The sequence below is a fragment of the Paenibacillus sp. MT86 genome (assembly GCF_058792535.1).
This window is the reverse complement of sequence record NZ_CM179499.1, coordinates 4,571,190-4,589,277: the sequence shown is the minus strand read 5'-3', so window position 1 is coordinate 4,589,277 and position 18,088 is coordinate 4,571,190. Positions and strand designations below refer to the sequence as shown.

The following is an 18,088-nucleotide window of genomic DNA, read 5'->3' as shown; positions in this document are numbered from 1 at the left end:
ATGGGACTACACTAAAAGTAACAGCAAGAGACCATGTCAATGAGGGGGATGGACGGGATGAACCAGGAACGACAGGATTCCGGCGGAGAGATGCTCCTGAGCGCACATACCCCGGAACAGTGGAGACGGAGAAGGCAGGAGCTAAACGAGTGGATCAACAGACCCAAGGTACGCAAACAGCCCAAACGCACGCGGTTGTTCGGCAATGCCCCTGTCGACGAGCAATTGTATCCGATATTGATGTCGCTGCAGCAGGCGGGCTTGGAGACCGAGTTTTCCTGCGCGGGCGTAAGCCCTCTCGATGAGCCCGTGGATCATTCCCTGTACGCCTACCTAACCTTTTTCGCAAAGGGTCCAGCGGAGCGGTTCGCTGACATACTTATCGAAAATATGAAGCATCGCGCTCTGATTACTTATGAGCCAGCCCGTCATCGCTATGACGTATCGTCGTTTTTTATCGGACATAACCGGTCCTTCTGCCTTCTTCTGCAGCGCAGCGCGGATCAATTACTGAGCGATTCAGCCCGGTAGAATGCGGGGCTTTTACATAGGGTATCATCATTTAGCCGGCTCAGAGCCTTGAGCAGCTTAGTCTCGGACAACCCCATTGGTTAACGCTTCTGTATCAATTGCCACAGCGGCCGTGCCGCGTGCGGTGATATATTGAAGCAGGACACGCACCAGCCTGCCCTATATCGATAACGTCCAGCAAAGGGGAGAAAACCATATGCCGAGTAAAGAGAGTACGGCTGTAAAAGAGCAGCTGACCGCCGAGGGATTTCATCATAAATGGGAACATGCCGGAACGATTCGGCAGTATATCGAAACATTGCCTCCATATCCTGCGTTGTCCGAGGAACAGGAAGGATTTGAGACCCGCCGTTTCCATAGCGGATCGGGCGCAAGCATGAATTATTATGTATCGCATGGCACGAAGGAACGGGGGACCGTCGTTTATTTGCACGGCGGAGCCTATATCGAAGAGATTCTGCCGCCCCACTTCGCGTTTGCCAGGCAGTGGACGAAACGAACCGGTTTCACCGTCATCCTACCCAATTACCCCACCGTTCCGGCTGCCGATGCGAAAAAGCTGACGGGGCTGATGCGCGAGTTTTACGTGCACGTATGCGCCCAAGCCGGGAGCCCGGTACTTCTTATGGGCGATTCGGCCGGCGGCGCGCTGGCTCTCGACATGGCCCAGTCGGTCAAGGAGACGCCGCTGCAGGCACAGGGGCTGATTCTGATCTCGCCATGGGTGGATGCAGCCACGGACAATCCGCAGATATCCGCGCTCGGCATCCCGCAGCGCGACGTCTTTCTCCAGCCGGCCGGGCTCGGAGCGGTAGGAAGGATGTATGCAGGAGGCCTTCCGATGGACCATCCTGCGGTCAGTCCTCTGTTTGGCGAGATGGGAAGCCTTCCCCGCACGGTCATTCTCGCAGGAACCGACGATTCCCTGCTGCCGGACGCTCGCCTGCTGCGCGATAAGATGGCCCGGGAAGGCGTCGATACCGAGTACTGGGAATACGAGAACATGATGCATGTGTGGCCCCTGTTTCCGATGCCTGAAGCCGATGAGGCACTGGAACGGCTGCATCAATGGACGGCCCGCGAAGGTTGAAAGCCGTAATGGAGGGTGACCCGCCATCCAATTGGATGGTCACAACTGTCGCGCAATTGGATGGTGTGCATCGGCCGATTGTTCATTATAATGAGGCAGAAACGACCATTTCATGATGATATAGGTTGATCCTGAAGCCTCAGGTTCTATAATAGATTGTATATAATGAATAATCGAATGGGGTTGTTTGTGGTTGGTTATGTATATTATCGTCATCGCGCTGGCATTAATTGGAGGAATATCAACGCTTCTAGTAGGATTATCTCAGGAGAATAAGAAGGCAAACCCGAACTATGAGCGGAAAACGAGAACCAATCTCACGAAGCTGCTCATCATTTATCTTGTTTCGTTAATAGCGTTTATTGTGATATGGATGATTTTCAGATAGGCTGAGTTCGCTCCCGGTCCATGACCGAAGAGCGGGCTTTTTTTATTCAAATAAAGGAATTGAGGACAAGGCCGACGAAACATGATGCTTGCCGGGCTTTTCCGGTACTATGATAATGAAGAAGAGCAGGGCATCGTCTCTAATGGAAGGGGAGGTTTTAGGATCAGATGGCATTCAACATAGGAATGATCGGTACAGGCTGGTTCAGCAGAGTGCATGCAGATATTTTGTCCAACATGGACGGAGTGAACGTTGCCGCCTTTGTCGGGACGAGTCAGGAGAAAGCGGAACAAGCGGTGCGGGGCTATGCTGGCGCCAAGGCGTACAGCAACGTTGAGCAGATGCTGGATGCAACCAAGCCCGATGCGGTTTATATCTGCGTTCCGCCGTTTGCGCACGGAGAGATCGAAGCCCAGGTGGCGGAGCGGGGCATTCCTTTTCTGGTCGAGAAGCCGCTGGGCACGAACCTGGATGCGCCACGGCAGATTCTGCATGAGGTGAAGAAGGCCGGTTTAATTACGTCTGCAGGGTATCATTTCCGTTATACGGATGCGGCCATCAAGGCCGCCGAGCTGCTGGAAGGCCGGAAGATCGGGATGGCGCTTGGCTACTGGTTGGGAGACATGCCGCAGGTGTACTGGTGGAGACAGCAGGAAGGCTCGGGAGGGCAATTCATTGAGCAAACCACCCATATGGTTGACCTCCTTCGCTGTCTGCTGGGCGAAGCGGATGAAGTGTATGCGGCTTTTGCCCATCGAGCGATGAAGGATGTTCATGAGGGGGTAACGGTACACGACGTGGGCACTGCGACGCTGAAATTAAAATCCGGCGCCGTGGCAACGATCTCCAATACCTGCATGCTGCCGGAGTCGGATCGGGCTGGCTTGGATATTTATACGGAGCAGGGGGTCATCGGCATTCAATCCGATAAACTCATCGTCAAGGAAAAAGGAAGAACGACGGAATACCGCAATGCGGCTAATCCGTATCTTCGGGAGAACGAAGCGTTCATCCATGCGGTTCGCACCGGCGATGCCTCCGGAATCTTATCCTCCTACGAGGATGCGTTTAAAACCATGGAAATTACCTTTGCTGCTTTGCAGTCGGCCGAAACGGGGGTCCCGGTGAAGATCGGGGAATGATCCTAAACATCCAGCGGTCGCAACAGAATCCCAAGGTGTCCCGCAAGATCATCAGATCTTGCGGGACATCTTTTTTTCGTTTCGCAAGACGATCCGTGCTCGGATCGCCGCCTGACGTTAACCAAGGGAATTCTCGAAGGAATATAGGAGTTTCCCTAATAGGAACCGAGGGTGAGGCCGCTCATAATGAAGCTATACGAAGAACGGCACATTGATTCCCCAATCATTGTCATTCAAGCAGAAGGAGTTGAAGTGTCCTATGAGACGAAAGTCGGGGCTGAAGTTCTTCAAGAGAATGGAAAGCTACTCTGGCAATTGGTCCGTTCTGGAGGAAAAAAGCAGGGAATGGGAGGATATGTACCGCAAGCGCTGGTCGCACGACAAAGTGGTACGGACCACTCACGGCGTGAACTGTACAGGCTCCTGCAGCTGGAAAGTGTTCGTAAAGAACGGGATCATCACCTGGGAAAACCAGCAGATCGATTATCCTTCCTGCGGGCCGGATATGCCGGAATTCGAACCGCGGGGATGTCCGCGCGGGGCGTCTTTCTCCTGGTATGAATACAGTCCGCTGCGGGTGAAATACCCTTACATGCGCGGCCGGCTGTGGCATATGTGGAAAGAGGCATTGAACGAGCACGGCGATCCGATTGCCGCTTGGGCCAGCATCGTCGAAGATCCGGCGAAATCCAAATCCTATAAACAAGCACGGGGAAAGGGCGGTCACGTTCGTGTATCTTGGCAGGAAGCCACGAAGCTGATCGCCGCCCAGTTAATCTATACGATCCGCAAGTACGGCCCGGACCGCATCGCCGGCTTCACGCCGATTCCAGCGATGTCCATGATCAGCTACGCTTCGGGGGCAAGGTTCATCTCCCTGCTGGGCGGCGAAATGCTCAGTTTTTACGACTGGTATGCCGACCTGCCGCCGGCTTCCCCGCAAATTTGGGGAGAGCAGACCGACGTGCCGGAATCGAGCGACTGGTACAATGCGGGCTACCTGATCATGTGGGGCTCGAACGTGCCGTTAACGCGTACGCCGGACGCCCATTTCATGACGGAAGTGCGATACAAAGGGACCAAGGTCGTGTCGGTCGCGCCGGACTATGCCGAGAATGTCAAATTCGCCGACAACTGGCTGGCCCCGAACCCCGGGACCGATGCGGCGATTGCACAGGCCATGACGCATGTCATTTTGAAGGAGTTCTATCATGAGCGTCAGGAGCCGATGTTCCTGAATTATGCGAAACAATATACCGATATGCCTTTCCTGATTCTCCTGGATGAGTTTGAGGGGGGGTACAAGGCCGGCCGCTTCCTGCGGGCAAGCGATTTGGGCGATGCCTCGCAGCATGCCGAGTGGAAGCCGGTGATTATCGACGAGAACACGAATGATATCATCGTTCCGAACGGTACGATGGGCCAGCGCTGGGAGCAGGACAAGAAATGGAACCTGATTCTGGAACGCGAAGACGGGTCGGTCATTACACCGGCGCTTTCCGTGGAGTCCCAGGGAGCGGAGCGGCAGACGATCCTTTTCCCGTTCTTTGATAACCGGGCCAACGGCACCTTCAAACGCCAAATTCCGGCGAAGAAAATTCAGCTGGCCGACGGAACCGAGCGTCTCGCCGCCACGGTATACGATCTGATGCTGAGCCAATATGGGATAGGGCAAGCGGAGAGCGGACTTGCGGCTTCGGGATATGAAGATGCCGAATTCGACTACACCCCGGCCTGGCAGGAGAACATTACCGGCGTGAAGGCTTCGGTCGTCGTTCAAATCGCCCGAGAATTCGCGCAGAATTCGCTGGATACCGGCGGCCGCTCCATGATCATCATGGGTGCGGGCATTAACCACTGGTTCAACAGCGACACGATCTACCGCTCCATTCTGAACCTGGTCATTCTGACGGCTTCCCAGGGCGTGAACGGCGGCGGCTGGGCACATTATGTGGGGCAGGAGAAATGCCGTCCGATCGAGGGCTGGTCCACGGTTGCCTTCGCCAAAGACTGGCAGGGACCGCCGCGGCAGCAAAATGCCACTTCGTTCTTCTATTTTGCGACCGACCAGTGGAAATACGAAGAAATGGGGGCCGATTCCCTGAAATCGCCGACGGGCGGGGAGATCCGGTACCGGCATCCGGCAGATTACAACGTTCTTGCCGCTAGGCTCGGCTGGCTTCCGTCCTATCCGCAGTTCAACAAGAACAGCCTGACGTTTGCCCAGGAAGCGGCGCTGCAGGGGAAAACGAGCAATGAAGACATCGTGAAGCACACGCTTGAACAAATCGTGTCAGGAGATACCAAATTTGCGGCCGAAGATCCGGGTGCGCCGGAAAACTTCCCGCGATCGCTGTTCGTATGGCGCTCGAACCTGATCTCAAGCTCGGCCAAAGGGCAGGAATACTTCATGAAGCATTTGCTTGGCGCTTCGGACAGCCTGCTCTCGACGCCGAACGAAGAGGATAAGCCGGAGGAAATGGTGTGGCGCGAGGACGTGGAAGGCAAGCTGGATCTGCTGGTCGCGCTCGATTTCCGGATGACCTCGACGCCGATGTATGCCGATGTGGTGCTGCCGGCAGCGACCTGGTACGAGAAAACCGACTTATCCTCCACCGACATGCATCCCTTCGTCCATCCGTTCAACCCGGCGGTGGATCCGCTCTGGGAATCGCGTTCGGACTGGGATATTTACAGAACGATCGCTGAAGTCTTCTCGGACATGGCCAAAACGCATCTGCCTGGCGTATACAAGGATCTTGTGACAAGCCCGCTGGCCCATGACTCGGCAAGCGAGATCGCCCAGCCGTACGGTGAGGTGAAGGATTGGCGCAAGGGCGAGATCGAAGCGGTTCCGGGCAAAACGATGCCGAACCTGACGGTGGTCGAACGCGATTATACGAAAATTTACGATAAATATGTGACGCTCGGGCCGAATCTGGCCACAGGCAAAGTCGGGGCGCACGGCGTCAGCTTCTCGGTCGCCGAGGAGTATGAAGAGCTGAAGCGCTTGAACGGAACTTATTATGACGACTCCATCAAAAATGGCCTGCCGAAGCTTCATACCGCAAGACATGCGGCGGATGCCATTCTGAATCTGTCTTCGGCTACGAATGGAAGAGTAGCGCAGCGGGCATGGGAATCGGCGGAGCAGGATACCGGCGTGCAGCTGAAGGATATTTCCGCGGACCGCGCGGCGGAGCGCATCACGTTCCAGAGCATCACGGCCCAGCCGCGGGAAGTCATTCCGACGCCGGTGTTCAGCGGCTCGAACAAAATGGGAAGAAGATACTCGCCGTTCACGACGAACATCGAGCGGCTCGTGCCGTTCCGCACGCTGACCGGCAGGCAGCATTTTTATATCGACCACGAAATCTTCCTGCAGTTCGGCGAAGCGCTGCCGGTGTATAAACCGACGCTTCCGCCGATGGTGTTCGGCCCGCGCGACAAGCAGATTACCGGGGGCAAGGATACGCTGGTGCTCCGCTATTTGACGCCGCACGGCAAATGGAACATTCACAGCACGTATCAGGATAACCTGCACATGCTGACGCTGTTCCGCGGCGGCCCGACGGTATGGATCAACAATGACGACGCGGCGGCAAACGACATCCAGGACAACGACTGGCTGGAAGTATACAACCGCAACGGGGTCGTCACCGCCCGCGCCGTCGTCAGCCACCGGATGCCGAAAGGCACGATGTACATGTATCACGCGCAGGACAAACACATCAACGTGCCGGGCTCGGAAATCACGAAGGATCGCGGCGGCAGCCACAACGCGCCGACGAGAATCCATGTGAAGCCGACCCAGATGGTCGGGGGCTACGCCCAGCTCAGCTATGGATTCAACTACTACGGACCGATCGGCAACCAGCGGGATGTGTACGTGGCTGTCCGCAAAATGAAAGAGGTGGATTGGCTTGAAGATTAAAGCGCAGGTCGCCATGGTCATGAATCTGGATAAATGCATCGGCTGCCATACGTGCAGCGTCACCTGCAAGAGCACCTGGACGAACCGTCCGGGCGCGGAGTACATGTGGTTCAACAACGTGGAAACGAAGCCGGGCGTCGGCTACCCGATCCGCTGGGAAGACCAGGAGAAATACAAGGGAGGCTGGACGCTGAAAAAGGGCAAGCTGCAGCTGAAATCCGGCAGCAAGCTGTCCAAAATCGCGCTCGGCAAAATTTTCTACAATCCGGATATGCCGGAAATGAAAGATTACTATGAGCCCTGGACGTATAACTATGAACATCTGACGAATGCCGGGGAGAAGAAACATCAGCCGGTGGCCCGTCCGAAATCGGCGGTGACCGGCGAAACGATGAATCTGGAATGGGGCCCGAACTGGGAAGACGATCTGGCGGGCGCCCACGTGACCGGTCCGAAGGATCCGAATATCGAAAAGATCGAGGAAGAGATCAAATTCAACTTTGAGCAGGCGTTCATGATGTATTTGCCCCGCCTGTGCGAGCACTGCCTGAATCCAAGCTGCGTGGCGTCCTGTCCGTCGGGTGCGATGTACAAGCGGGACGAGGACGGCATCGTGCTGGTGGACCAGGAGGCCTGCCGCGGCTGGCGGTACTGCATGACCGGCTGTCCTTACAAAAAGGTGTACTTCAACTGGAAAACGAACAAGGCCGAGAAATGCACCTTCTGTTTCCCGAGAATCGAAGCAGGGCTGCCAACGGTATGCTCCGAAACCTGCACAGGCCGTATCCGTTACTTGGGCGTGCTGCTCTATGACGCAGACCGCGTACAGGAAGCAGCCTCCACGCCGGATGAGAAGGATCTGTATCAGGCGCAATGCAGCCTGTTCCTTGATCCGCATGATCCGGCGGTGATCGAGCAGGCGCGCAAAGACGGACTGTCCGAGGAATGGATCGAGGCGGCCCAAAACTCCCCGGTCTATAAGCTCGCGATCGAATACAAGCTGGCCTTCCCGCTTCATCCGGAGTACCGGACGCTGCCGATGGTATGGTACGTGCCGCCGCTCAGCCCGATCATGAACTATTTTGAAGGCAGGGATTCCATCGAGAATCCGGACATGATTTTCCCGGCGATCGAGGAGATGCGCACGCCGATCCAGTACCTCGCGAATCTGCTCACGGCAGGCGACACGGTCACGGTGAAGGAAGCCCTGCAAAGAATGGCGATGATGCGTTCTTATATGCGCGCACAATCGTCGGGGGCCGAGTTTGATGAGACTCGTCTGGCACGGGTCGGCCTGACTGCCCATCAAATGAAGCAGATGTACCGGCTTCTTGCCATCGCGAAATACGATGACCGGTTCGTTGTTCCGACTTCACATAAAGAAAGCCATATGGATGTCTACCGTTCCCAGGGCTCTGAAGGATTCGGCGCGAGCTGCGGCGGCTGCGGTCCGGAAGGTCTGCAGGGCAAAACCGGCAAGGAGCTGTACGAAGAAAATTTCTATGGAGGGATCTGGCGTGATTAATCTCGGAAAGCTGCATGATTGTAAACATGTTTTCGGTTTTTTTGCTCAGCAGCTCACGTATCCGGAAAAGCTGGATTTCCATCCGTCCGTCATGGAGGAGCTGCTTGACTCCGCCGATCCGGCCTATGAATCCGTCAGAACGTATTGGACGATCATGCATGAATACAGCATGGAGGAGATTGAAGAGCTGTATGTCCAGACCTTCGACTTTCAGGCGAAATCCACATTGTATATGACCTATTACAAATTCGAGGACGGCCGGGAACGCGGGCAGATGCTCGCCAGGCTTAAGGAGACGTATGAGATGTTTGGCCTTGGCATCGAAGGCTCGGAATTGTCGGATTATCTTCCGCTGATGTGCGAGTTTTTGTACGCGGCGCCCTGGCAGGGCCGCGAGAAGGAAGCCGCGGAGAGCCTGAATTTGATGATGGCCGTCATGGAAGACGGCACCTATCATCTGCTGAAAGCCTTGGAGAAGTATAACAGCCCGTATGCTTATCTCGTTCAAGGGCTTCGCGGCACGTTCAAGGCGTGTCTCAGTCAGGAGGCTGCCGCTCATGAACATGATTGATCAATTTTTGTGGGTCATTTTCCCCTATGTATGCATCGTTGTATTTATCGTCGGTCATATTTACCGTTATCGTACGGACCAGTTTAACTGGACGGCAAAATCCAGCGAGTTTATCGAGAAAAAACATCTCAAGCTGGGCAGCCTCATGTTCCATCTTGGCATCATTCCGGTTATCGGGGGACACGTGGCCGGCCTGGCCATCCCCCAATCCTGGATGGAGTCGCTCGGCGTCAGCGACCATATGTACCATATCGGCGCGGTGTATATCGGAAGCGCGTTCGGCTTTTTAACGCTGGGGGGCATGATCTTGTTGACCGCCAGACGGTTTGCCATCCGAAATGTCCGAAAACTCAGCACCGCTTCCGATATGGTGGTCAATGTCCTCCTGCTGTTTATCGTCTTCATGGGGATGTACAGCACGCTGGTCACAAACGCGGTGCAGCCGGAATTCAATTATCGGGAAACGGTCTCGGTCTGGTTCCGCGGACTGTTTATGTTCCGACCGGAGGCTTCGCTGATGGAGGATGTGCCGCTGTCGTTCAAAATTCACATTCTTTCGGGATTTGGTATTTTCGGTTTGTGGCCGTTTACCCGTCTGGTCCATGTGTGGAGTGTTCCGTTGAATTATGTGGGCAGAAGATATATCCTGTATAGAAAGCACCGCAAATTTGAGTCGTAGGACGAGAGAAGGCTTCTTTAGCCTTCTTTTCTACGTCAGAGGAGTAATGGGGATGAAGAATCAGCCGATCTATGATTACCAACGTGAAATGGATAAGCTTCGGACCCGGTTTCATTTCGATTTCGTGTCCATGGCATTGGTGCAGCCGGCTGAAGACCGATTTGTATTGACCTGGCAGTATGCCTCGGGAAACATCAACGAGAGGTACAAGCGCATCGTGCTGCATTCCGGCAAGGGCATCGCCGGCATGGTGTTTAAGACCGGGAAACCGATGCTGATCCCGAATGTGAATGCGGATATTGAATCAAGGGACTTGTATAATTATCCGATTATCGTTGCAGAGCAGCTGAAGAGCCTCGGTGCCATACCGCTGTGGGAAGGCACGCGCGTCATGGGGGTTTTGCTTGTGGGATACCGTAAGGAGAACATGCTGGATCACAAGGCCTTTGCGTCTTTTCAGGAAGGTATAGGGATGGAATTTGGCGCTTTTTATGCCAAGGAGGTATCACGGCCGTGATTCAAATGACGGATGAGCATCTGAGCGAATTGCTGAGAAACATGTATCAGAACAGCATGGAAGCCATTTTTTTTATGGACGAGGACGGCAGCGTGGTCGCGATGAATCCGGCTGCGGAGAATATCCTTGACATTGAAGTGATCGAGAGGATGCACTCCGGACAGGACGGGTCCTTCTGCCAGACCTGCGAAGGGTACACCGACGAACAGGATCTCATCTCCTGCTCCAAATGCTATCTGGATTATCCGGATGGAGAATTCTCGTCGTTCCAAGTCTATCTGAAGACGCGGTCCGAAGGAATTGTTCCTTATGCGGCCAGTTACCATACCATCGATGAAGCCCGCGGCATCCGGGTGATGATGCTCCTCGATCTGACGAAGCAGCAGAAAACGCAGGAAATGCTGCAGCGGACGAATATGCTGAAATACGTCATCAAGGCACAGGAGGACGAGCGCAAGCGGATCTCGCGCGAGCTGCACGATAGCGTGGCTCAGGAGCTCTTAAGCTCGCTGGTCGACCTGCGCGTCGTTAAATATATGAATGTGGGCGAGGATGTGCTCAAGAAGCTGCACCAGACCGAGGTGTCTTTAACGAGGCTGCTGGATGATATCCGGCATTTGTCGGTCGAGCTCCGGCCCGCTTCCCTCGATGATTTGGGGCTGGAGGCTGCCTTCCGCTCCCATTTCAAATGGATCGGGAAGAATTACGGCATGCTGGTTGAGTTCTCTGCCGAGTTGGCGGCGGCCCGCTATGGCAGCGAGATTGAAACGGTGGTGTACCGGGTTTGCCAGGAAGCGGTGTTAAATGCCTTGAAATATTCGGGAACGGACGAGGTTCATGTCCGATTATGCGAGGAGAACGGCTGCCTTCAGTTAACCGTCCGGGACGATGGCGCCGGATTTAACATGATCATTGACGAAGCCAAGGGAACCGGACTCGGGCTGTACGGAATGCGCGAACGCGCTGAGCTCGTCGGTGGCCAGTTTACTTTGGTTTCCGCTCCCGGCGAGGGGACGACGGTTCAGCTGAAGATCCCGCTTACGAGCAGCGGCAAGGCGGAGGTGAGGGGAACATGAAAATTGTGATCGCGGATGATCATGCCGTGGTCCGCAGCGGATTTTCCATGATTCTGAATTACCAAGAGGATATGGAGGTCGTCGCGACGGCGGCAGACGGCATCGAGGCATACGCCATGGTGGCCAAGCACCGGCCGCATGTGCTGTTGATGGATTTAAGCATGCCTCCCGGCGAGAGCGGATTGATTGCCACAGGCAAGATCAGCAGCGAATTTCCGGAAACGAAAATTTTGATCCTGACCATGTATGACGATGACGATTACCTGTTCCATGTTTTGAAGAACGGGGCTTCGGGTTACGTGCTCAAAAATGCGCCGGATGATGAATTGATTTCGGCCATCCGCATGGTCCATAAGGGAGGAACCTACATCCACCCCCAGATGGCCACGTCCCTGGTCCGGGAATTTATCAAGAAAGACAGCGAGAGCGCGGAGCAGGATCCGTTCAACAGTCTGTCCCAACGGGAGATTGAAATCCTGCCGCTGATCGCGAAGGGCTATGGCAACAAGGAAATCGCGGAAAAACTATTTGTATCGGTCAAAACGGTGGAAGCGCACAAGGCCAAAATCATGGAAAAGCTGAAATTGAAGAGCCGCCCGGAGTTAGTGGAATATGCGCTGAAGAAAAAACTGCTGGATTTTTAATTATGGCGCATAAGCAGGGTGATTGCGGTAAGGAATAGGGAAGTTCCCCGGAGAGATTCAGGGAACTTCCCTATTCGCATTGTGAATAGGTGCACGTACAATAGGAGCTGGGGATCAATATGCCATTCATTACGCTTTGGAAAAGGTGATGGGAATGATCAAAAAGCTGCAGCTTCCGCTGCAAACAATGAATCTGGTGCTTGGTTTTATGGTATGGGTCATCATCTCCGCGCTCCTGCCGTTCATAAGAGAAGATATCGCCATTCCGGCAGACCGGATCGCCATTCTGACGGCCATTCCGGTGGTCCTGGGCTCGGTTCTGCGGATACCGCTCGGCTATTACGCCAACGTGGTCGGAGCACGAATTGTTTTTATATCCAGCTTCATCCTGCTGCTGTTTCCGGTCTATTTTATCAGCGTGGCTTCATCCTTTACGCATCTGGTCATCGGCGGCTTGTTCCTTGGGATCGGTGGGGCCGTGTTCTCGGTGGGCGTGACCTCATTGCCGAAATACTATGCAAAAGAGAAGCTGGGACTGGTCAATGGGATCTACGGGATGGGCAACATCGGTACAGCCATTACGACGTTTGCCGCACCGGTCATCGCGACGGGGATCGGATGGTCCAAAACCGTCCAGCTGTATTTGATCCTGCTGCTGATATTTGCATTATTCAATGTTTTTTTAGGCGACCGCAAAGAAATCAAGGTGAAAACACCGGTCATGGAACAGATCAAGGGTGTATATAAGAATGAAAAACTGTGGTTTTTCTCGCTTTTTTATTTCATTACCTTCGGTTCGTTCGTAGCCTTTACGGTGTACTTGCCGAACTTCCTGGTTTCTCATTTTGAGCTGGCCAAGGTGGATGCCGGGATGCGGACGGCCGGGTTCATCATGATCGCGACTTTTTTGCGTCCCGTCGGCGGCTGGCTTGCAGATCGATTTAAACCGCTGTTCTTATTAATGGGCGTATTCCTGGGGCTGACGGCTGCGGCTATCCTGTTGGCATTCTCCCCGCCCATCGGCTTGTATACGGCCGGCTGCTTAACCATAGCCGTTGGTGCGGGTCTCGGCAACGGGGTCATTTTCAAACTCGTGCCCCTTTATTTCAACAAGCAGGCCGGCATCGTGAATGGCATCGTGTCCATGATGGGCGGTCTTGGCGGTTTCTTTCCGCCGCTGATGCTTTCCTTTATCCATTCGGTTACGGGGCAGTATTCCATCGGCTTCATGGCTTTGTCGCAGGTTGCGCTTGCGAGCTTCGTCGTTGTGGTATGGATGTACTACCAGGACAAACTTGCCGTGCAATCCGAGGTGTTTAACTCCACCGGCCAAGGAATTCTGGTAACGGATCCAAGCGGAAGGATCAGTGCCGTCAATCCGGCATTCACGAAGTTAACGGGATACTCGGAGGAGGAAGTGCTCGGCAAAAATCCGAGCGTGCTGAAGTCCGGGAGGCAGTCGCCGGCGTTTTATCGCGCGATGTGGTCTGAGATCATGGAACGCGGAAGCTGGCAGGGGGAGATTTGGAACCGCAGAAAAAACGGGGAGGAATATTTGGAGCTGTTGACCATTAATGCCGTAAGGGACGAATCCGGCGACATCATTCATTATGTAGGTACCTTTAGCGATATTACATACCATTCGTCCGGCAATGCTTCGAGCGGCTGACAAGAGATGAATCGTTGTCGGTGCGAGTTGATGGATGGAGAGGGAGAGAGGCATGAAAAAGACGAGGATTGTGATTCCGCGGGAGCATGGAGGCTGGGCCATGGTCTCTGTACCTTATTTCATCGGGATGGTGGCTGCCAAGCCGGCCCTTCTGCACCTTCCGCTGTTTTTGGCGTGGTTGTTTCTATATATGGCGTCCTATCCGTTTCTGCAATCCTTAAAGACCCCGGCCAAACGCAAAACCTGGATATCCTGGGGGACCGTTTATGCTCTTGTTGCCGCCGTGTTTCTGGTTCCGGTACTTGTTCTCAAGCCGTCGATGCTCTGGTTTGCGCCGGTCCTCCTCGTGCTGATCATGGTTAATGTCTGGCATGTCCTCCGCAAAGCGGAGCGTGCGCTGCTGAACCATATTTGTGCGATCCTGCTGTTCTGTACCGGAGGCGCCGCTGCATACATGCTGGGAGGAGGAGGCTTCGATCAGCTTCTAGCTGCTGTTGTTGCTCTGAATTTCCTATATTTCACGGGAACCGTATTCTTTGTCAAATCCGTATTTCGGGAGCGGAAAAACAGGCGCTGGACGGCATATGCCATCATGTATCATTCGGTGATGCTGATTCTGCCGATATTCCTCGGGCATCCGTGGATGTGCCTGCCGTTCTTGTTTCCGTTTGTGAAGACACTGCGGTATGCCGGAAAAATAATGAAACCGATGAAGGTCGGCATGATCGAGATTGCGGGTTCCATCCAGTTTTTATTGCTGTCATGGATCTTGATGTAATCTGCTTTTGCTATCGCGATGGCGAAATATGCACAGCTGCCTTCGGTCGGCTTCCATGCGAATCGACTCTGTCGTCCATTCTGTTATAATAAGGGAATGGATACAGAAGGGAAGAATGCAAATATGGCATATACAGCACAGCAGGTGGCCGAATGGATGGTGGAGGAAATCCGGTTTACGGGCAATTTGTATCAGACGGAAGCCATCCGTTATGTACGCGAGAACTTCGGAGAAGAATTTGTCTTCGTGAACGAGAATGGAAATGCTTCGCTGTCCAAGGACGTGAAGAAGGCCTTCCGCAAACTGCATGGCGGCCGGATTGCCTGGGATCGCGACGGATTCATGTGGGCCTGGACGTAATCCCGCTATAACCGAATAATCAAAAGACAGGAGAGGCCGGATCGACAGGCCACATCCTTATATTAATGAGAACGAGGGTGCCCCAAAAGATCTTAGATCTGGCGGGATGCTCTCTTTTTCTGTTAGGAGGCGCTCCGAGTACGAATCGTTCCTCCCATCGCTGTTGCCCCCAAATTTCTTGGGACGGTTCTAAGCAAGGATGAAATTCGGGGACAAAGGCGACCGCTCTCGCTTGTCCGGAATCGTTTCGTCCTCTCCGCTACGTTGTGCAGATCCCTCACTTTAATTAGCATACGAAAAAAACCGTCTCTTGGTAAAATGAAAGTGTTACCTATCATTTACGAAAGAAACGGTTGGAACACTATTTTGTCGACGGTACCAAGATCGAAGCCAATGCCAACCGCTATACGTTCGTCTGTGGTAAAGCGGTTGTCAAGCACAAGGCGAAATAACAGAAGAAAGTCCAGGCGCTGTTTTCAACCATCGAAGATGCCGGGATGGCTTACACTTGCCGATAATCTGCTCAAGGCGGCAACGAACCGAAAAGCAAGAAATGGCGGTGCAAGGATAATATCCTGAGCACCGTCATTACTTCATTTGACACATTTTTTAATCTGACGAACCGTCCGTCAAGTGAACAACCCTACTTATTTATGGGGCAGCTGTTCTTCATCATGAATCAATGGATCCGATGGACCGTGAATTGTCCGGTCGAGGCGTGCAGCGTCTTCGCCGTTTGCTGGGGGTCCAGCTGGCGATGGCGTTCTACCGCATAGCGGAACTCGTAGAAGCCGCCGAGCGTAGCCTTGAAATTGGTCTCCCAGTAGTTCGTCAATATCCAGGCATACGTGGAAGGACGGCTGTCCGCCGGCTGCATGGTGTGAAGCTGGCGCGGCCCGTGCTCCAGCGTTCCGAGCTGTACGAGCGGCGTGTCTGTCATGGACAGGGTCAGCGCTTCCCGGTCTTTAGCCGAGTGCCAGAATATTCCCTCCTGCACGCTGGTGTAATCGAGGCAGCTTCCAGGAATTTGATCCTTCCAAGGCCGGATATGGCATCCGGCTTTTTCGGCGTATAACTCGGCTTCCGTCCCCAGCGAGAACGGCAGTGCCACATAGACATTTTCCGGCAGCCAAACGCTGTCCTTGTGGAAGCGGACGGACACCTCGACACGAGGCTGGTTGGCAAACATTTTGATGTGGAGGGCATAGTAGCTGAGTCCCTTCACGTCGAACACCAGCTCGACCAGGGCAAACAGCGGTCCGTTGTCCAGCACGGTCGCCCGGGTTAAGCGCCCGGCATCCCGCTGGACGTTGGTGCCCTTCCGGTTGCGTCCCATGCGGCGGCGGGTCGAGCATATTTCGGATGGATTAAACTCATCCTGTGCCGGCGTAACCTCGTAGACAGGAGTGAATGCCCCGTGCTCGCGTTCGCCGTCCAGCAGGTCCGCCGAGCGTGTCTTATCGATCCAGGCCGTAATGCCATTGTTCATTTCCCATTCGATCCGGAAGAAGTCGGATTCGAGCGAACTCTTGCCCGCCACGATCGGATAGGGAGTCAAGGGCTGGGTCCAGATGTCGGCGATGCCTTCGCATGCGATCGGTTCGGTATTCCGCGCGGTCGCCATATTCCCGGAAGCAGCGGGAACATCTGACGATTCGTGCGCATGAATAAACAATATCCGGGACTCTCCCGCTTCAAGCGTGAGCTCCGTAACGAGTGCCCCCGTATGTGTCAATTGGTACGGTAGAGGCTTCCCGGTCGTTTCGTCGATGAGCTCGAACCTTTTCTTCAGAATTACGTGTTCCCAGCCATCCAGCGGTATGGCAACCTGCAGCGTAGCTGCGGCCGGTTCCGTGTTGATCACCTCGTAGCGTAAGGAACGATGGGGGGCAAGCAGTGCGCCCTGACGGGCAACGAGCGTTTTATCCAGCGCCCGGTAAGCCAGCTTGCTGGCTTCCGCCGCATAGGCTTGCTTTCGCACCTCCAGCATCTGCACCTGCGGATGCCAAGGCTCATACACGGAGGAATGGTAGCCCCAGGTATGCTCGGCGTACATGGTCAGCGCCTGCGAGGCCTCCTCGATCTCGGCGAGGCTCGCCGCTGCATGGCCCGGATCGAGACGCTTGACTTTGCGAAGCGTGCGCTGGGCATCCCGGTAAATCTGGGTATGCATCGCCGTGGAGGCGACCCCATCGGTCCACCAGTCCGGCCAATCCCCGCGGTGCACCGGAAGCGCGGACAGATCCTCCTGCTTCAAGACGGCAAAAAATTCGGAGAGCGTGGCCATTTTAATGGTGATTTGGTCGCCGTATTGTTCATTCCATGCGCTTATCCATTCCGCAATGTCAGCATTCGGGGACGCATTGTCCGTACCCAGGCCGGAGACCATGACGGGAACGAAGGAATACGGGTAGGACTCCTGCTCAAGATTCCATAAATACCGGTTAATCCGCAGGGCAGCAATGTCGTTGTGCCGCTCCTCGGGCTCCATCAGATTATGCTGAAGCTCATCCTTGATGATGTATTTGCCGAGTGCGTCAGGGCAGAACCCGAGCTCGTTGCCGAACATGTAATGCTCGCCGTTCCATACGAGCAGCCTGCCGCCGCTGTGGCTTTCCCACCAGAACGGGGTTTGTTTGCGGCCCAGCGGATACATGCCGTGGTGCGTATGGATGCAGGAAAACAGATGCTCGATGTTATTTTGCAGCAGGCTATCCGCATAACCCCAGCTGTACCCGTTGATGTCGGCGGTCATGGCACTGTCGATCCGATGTCCGAAAGTGTTTGCATACCTTTGCGCCTTGCCGTGATTGCGCAGAAGGAGGTCGAAGTCCGGAAGCTCCGTCATGTTGAGATAGGTTCCGGACAGTTCGATATCACCGCGGATTACCGCTTGCTGAAAAGCCTCCTTTTCTTCCGTTGTGGCCGATTCGAGGAATTTCTCAACCGCCCAGAATGTTTCGCAAGTCCAGCGGAACGATTTCCATTCCGGACGTTCTCCGCGGTGTGCGGCATCCGTGATGCCCAGAGCCTGGCGGATAAAATCGACATGGTACTGCTCGATCCGTTCCTGACGCTCGGTGTAACCGATATCCGTGTGAGAATGATGGATGGCATAGATCGTCCAGGGACGGGCGGGTTTATGGCTTCCTTGGCGTGATATGTTCTTGTTCATATGATAGGA

At 54.5% G+C, this 18,088-nt stretch carries 14 protein-coding genes; 13 read left to right on the top strand and 1 reads right to left on the bottom strand.

The features are described from left to right. Window positions 1-57: 57 nt before the first annotated feature. From AC3RCL_RS20465 to AC3RCL_RS20405, 13 genes are all read left to right on the top strand, one after another. Window positions 58-531: a hypothetical protein gene (locus tag AC3RCL_RS20465; RefSeq protein WP_096773156.1), complete on the top strand. Its 474-nt coding sequence runs from the start codon at window positions 58-60 to the stop codon at window positions 529-531. 196 nt (window positions 532-727) lie between these two features. Then, window positions 728-1,621: an alpha/beta hydrolase fold domain-containing protein gene (locus tag AC3RCL_RS20460; protein ID WP_213577548.1), complete on the top strand. Its 894-nt coding sequence runs from the start codon at window positions 728-730 to the stop codon at window positions 1,619-1,621. 555 nt (window positions 1,622-2,176) lie between these two features. After that, window positions 2,177-3,151: a Gfo/Idh/MocA family protein gene (locus tag AC3RCL_RS20455; protein WP_492531624.1), complete on the top strand. Its 975-nt coding sequence runs from the start codon at window positions 2,177-2,179 to the stop codon at window positions 3,149-3,151. A gap of 259 nt (window positions 3,152-3,410) precedes the next feature. After that, window positions 3,411-7,085: a nitrate reductase subunit alpha gene (locus AC3RCL_RS20450; RefSeq protein ID WP_492531622.1), complete on the top strand. Its 3,675-nt coding sequence runs from the start codon at window positions 3,411-3,413 to the stop codon at window positions 7,083-7,085. Continuing rightward, the gene (narH, locus tag AC3RCL_RS20445) at window positions 7,075-8,610 is read left to right on the top strand and encodes a nitrate reductase subunit beta (protein WP_096773160.1); all 1,536 of its coding nucleotides are present in this window, start codon (window positions 7,075-7,077) and stop codon (window positions 8,608-8,610) included. Before AC3RCL_RS20450 ends, narH begins: the two co-directional genes overlap by 11 nt. Beyond that, on the top strand, window positions 8,603-9,181 hold the full coding sequence (narJ, locus tag AC3RCL_RS20440) for a nitrate reductase molybdenum cofactor assembly chaperone (RefSeq protein WP_096773161.1): 579 nt from the start codon (window positions 8,603-8,605) through the stop codon (window positions 9,179-9,181). The genes narH and narJ overlap by 8 nt, the downstream gene beginning before the upstream one ends. After that, entirely contained in the window at window positions 9,168-9,860 is a 693-nt protein-coding gene (gene narI, locus AC3RCL_RS20435) for a respiratory nitrate reductase subunit gamma (protein ID WP_492531619.1), read from the top strand. The genes narJ and narI overlap by 14 nt, the downstream gene beginning before the upstream one ends. A 52-nt stretch (window positions 9,861-9,912) precedes the next feature. Then, window positions 9,913-10,377: a GAF domain-containing protein gene (locus AC3RCL_RS20430; protein ID WP_492531617.1), complete on the top strand. Its 465-nt coding sequence runs from the start codon at window positions 9,913-9,915 to the stop codon at window positions 10,375-10,377. Continuing rightward, window positions 10,374-11,453 carry a sensor histidine kinase gene (locus tag AC3RCL_RS20425; RefSeq protein WP_492531615.1) on the top strand — a complete coding sequence of 360 codons (1,080 nt, stop codon included), beginning with the start codon at window positions 10,374-10,376 and terminating at the stop codon, window positions 11,451-11,453. The genes AC3RCL_RS20430 and AC3RCL_RS20425 overlap by 4 nt, the downstream gene beginning before the upstream one ends. Next, window positions 11,450-12,097, top strand: coding sequence for a response regulator transcription factor (locus AC3RCL_RS20420; RefSeq protein ID WP_009592555.1), 648 nt, complete (start codon window positions 11,450-11,452; stop codon window positions 12,095-12,097). The genes AC3RCL_RS20425 and AC3RCL_RS20420 overlap by 4 nt, the downstream gene beginning before the upstream one ends. 154 nt (window positions 12,098-12,251) lie before the next feature. Next, window positions 12,252-13,766 (top strand): nitrate/nitrite transporter, encoded by a 1,515-nt coding sequence (locus tag AC3RCL_RS20415; RefSeq protein WP_492531612.1) that lies wholly within the window; start codon window positions 12,252-12,254, stop codon window positions 13,764-13,766. 52 nt (window positions 13,767-13,818) lie between these two features. Further along, window positions 13,819-14,544, top strand: coding sequence for a YwiC-like family protein (locus AC3RCL_RS20410; protein WP_492531610.1), 726 nt, complete (start codon window positions 13,819-13,821; stop codon window positions 14,542-14,544). A gap of 123 nt (window positions 14,545-14,667) precedes the next feature. Then, window positions 14,668-14,904, top strand: a complete 237-nt coding sequence (locus AC3RCL_RS20405; protein ID WP_009592569.1) for a DUF6953 family protein — start codon at window positions 14,668-14,670, stop codon at window positions 14,902-14,904. Window positions 14,905-15,583: 679 nt separating this feature from the next. On the opposite strand, the gene AC3RCL_RS20400 is transcribed toward AC3RCL_RS20405, so the two are convergent. Next, window positions 15,584-18,079, bottom strand: coding sequence for a glycoside hydrolase family 38 N-terminal domain-containing protein (locus tag AC3RCL_RS20400; protein ID WP_492531608.1), 2,496 nt, complete (start codon window positions 18,077-18,079; stop codon window positions 15,584-15,586). Window positions 18,080-18,088 lie beyond the last annotated feature (9 nt).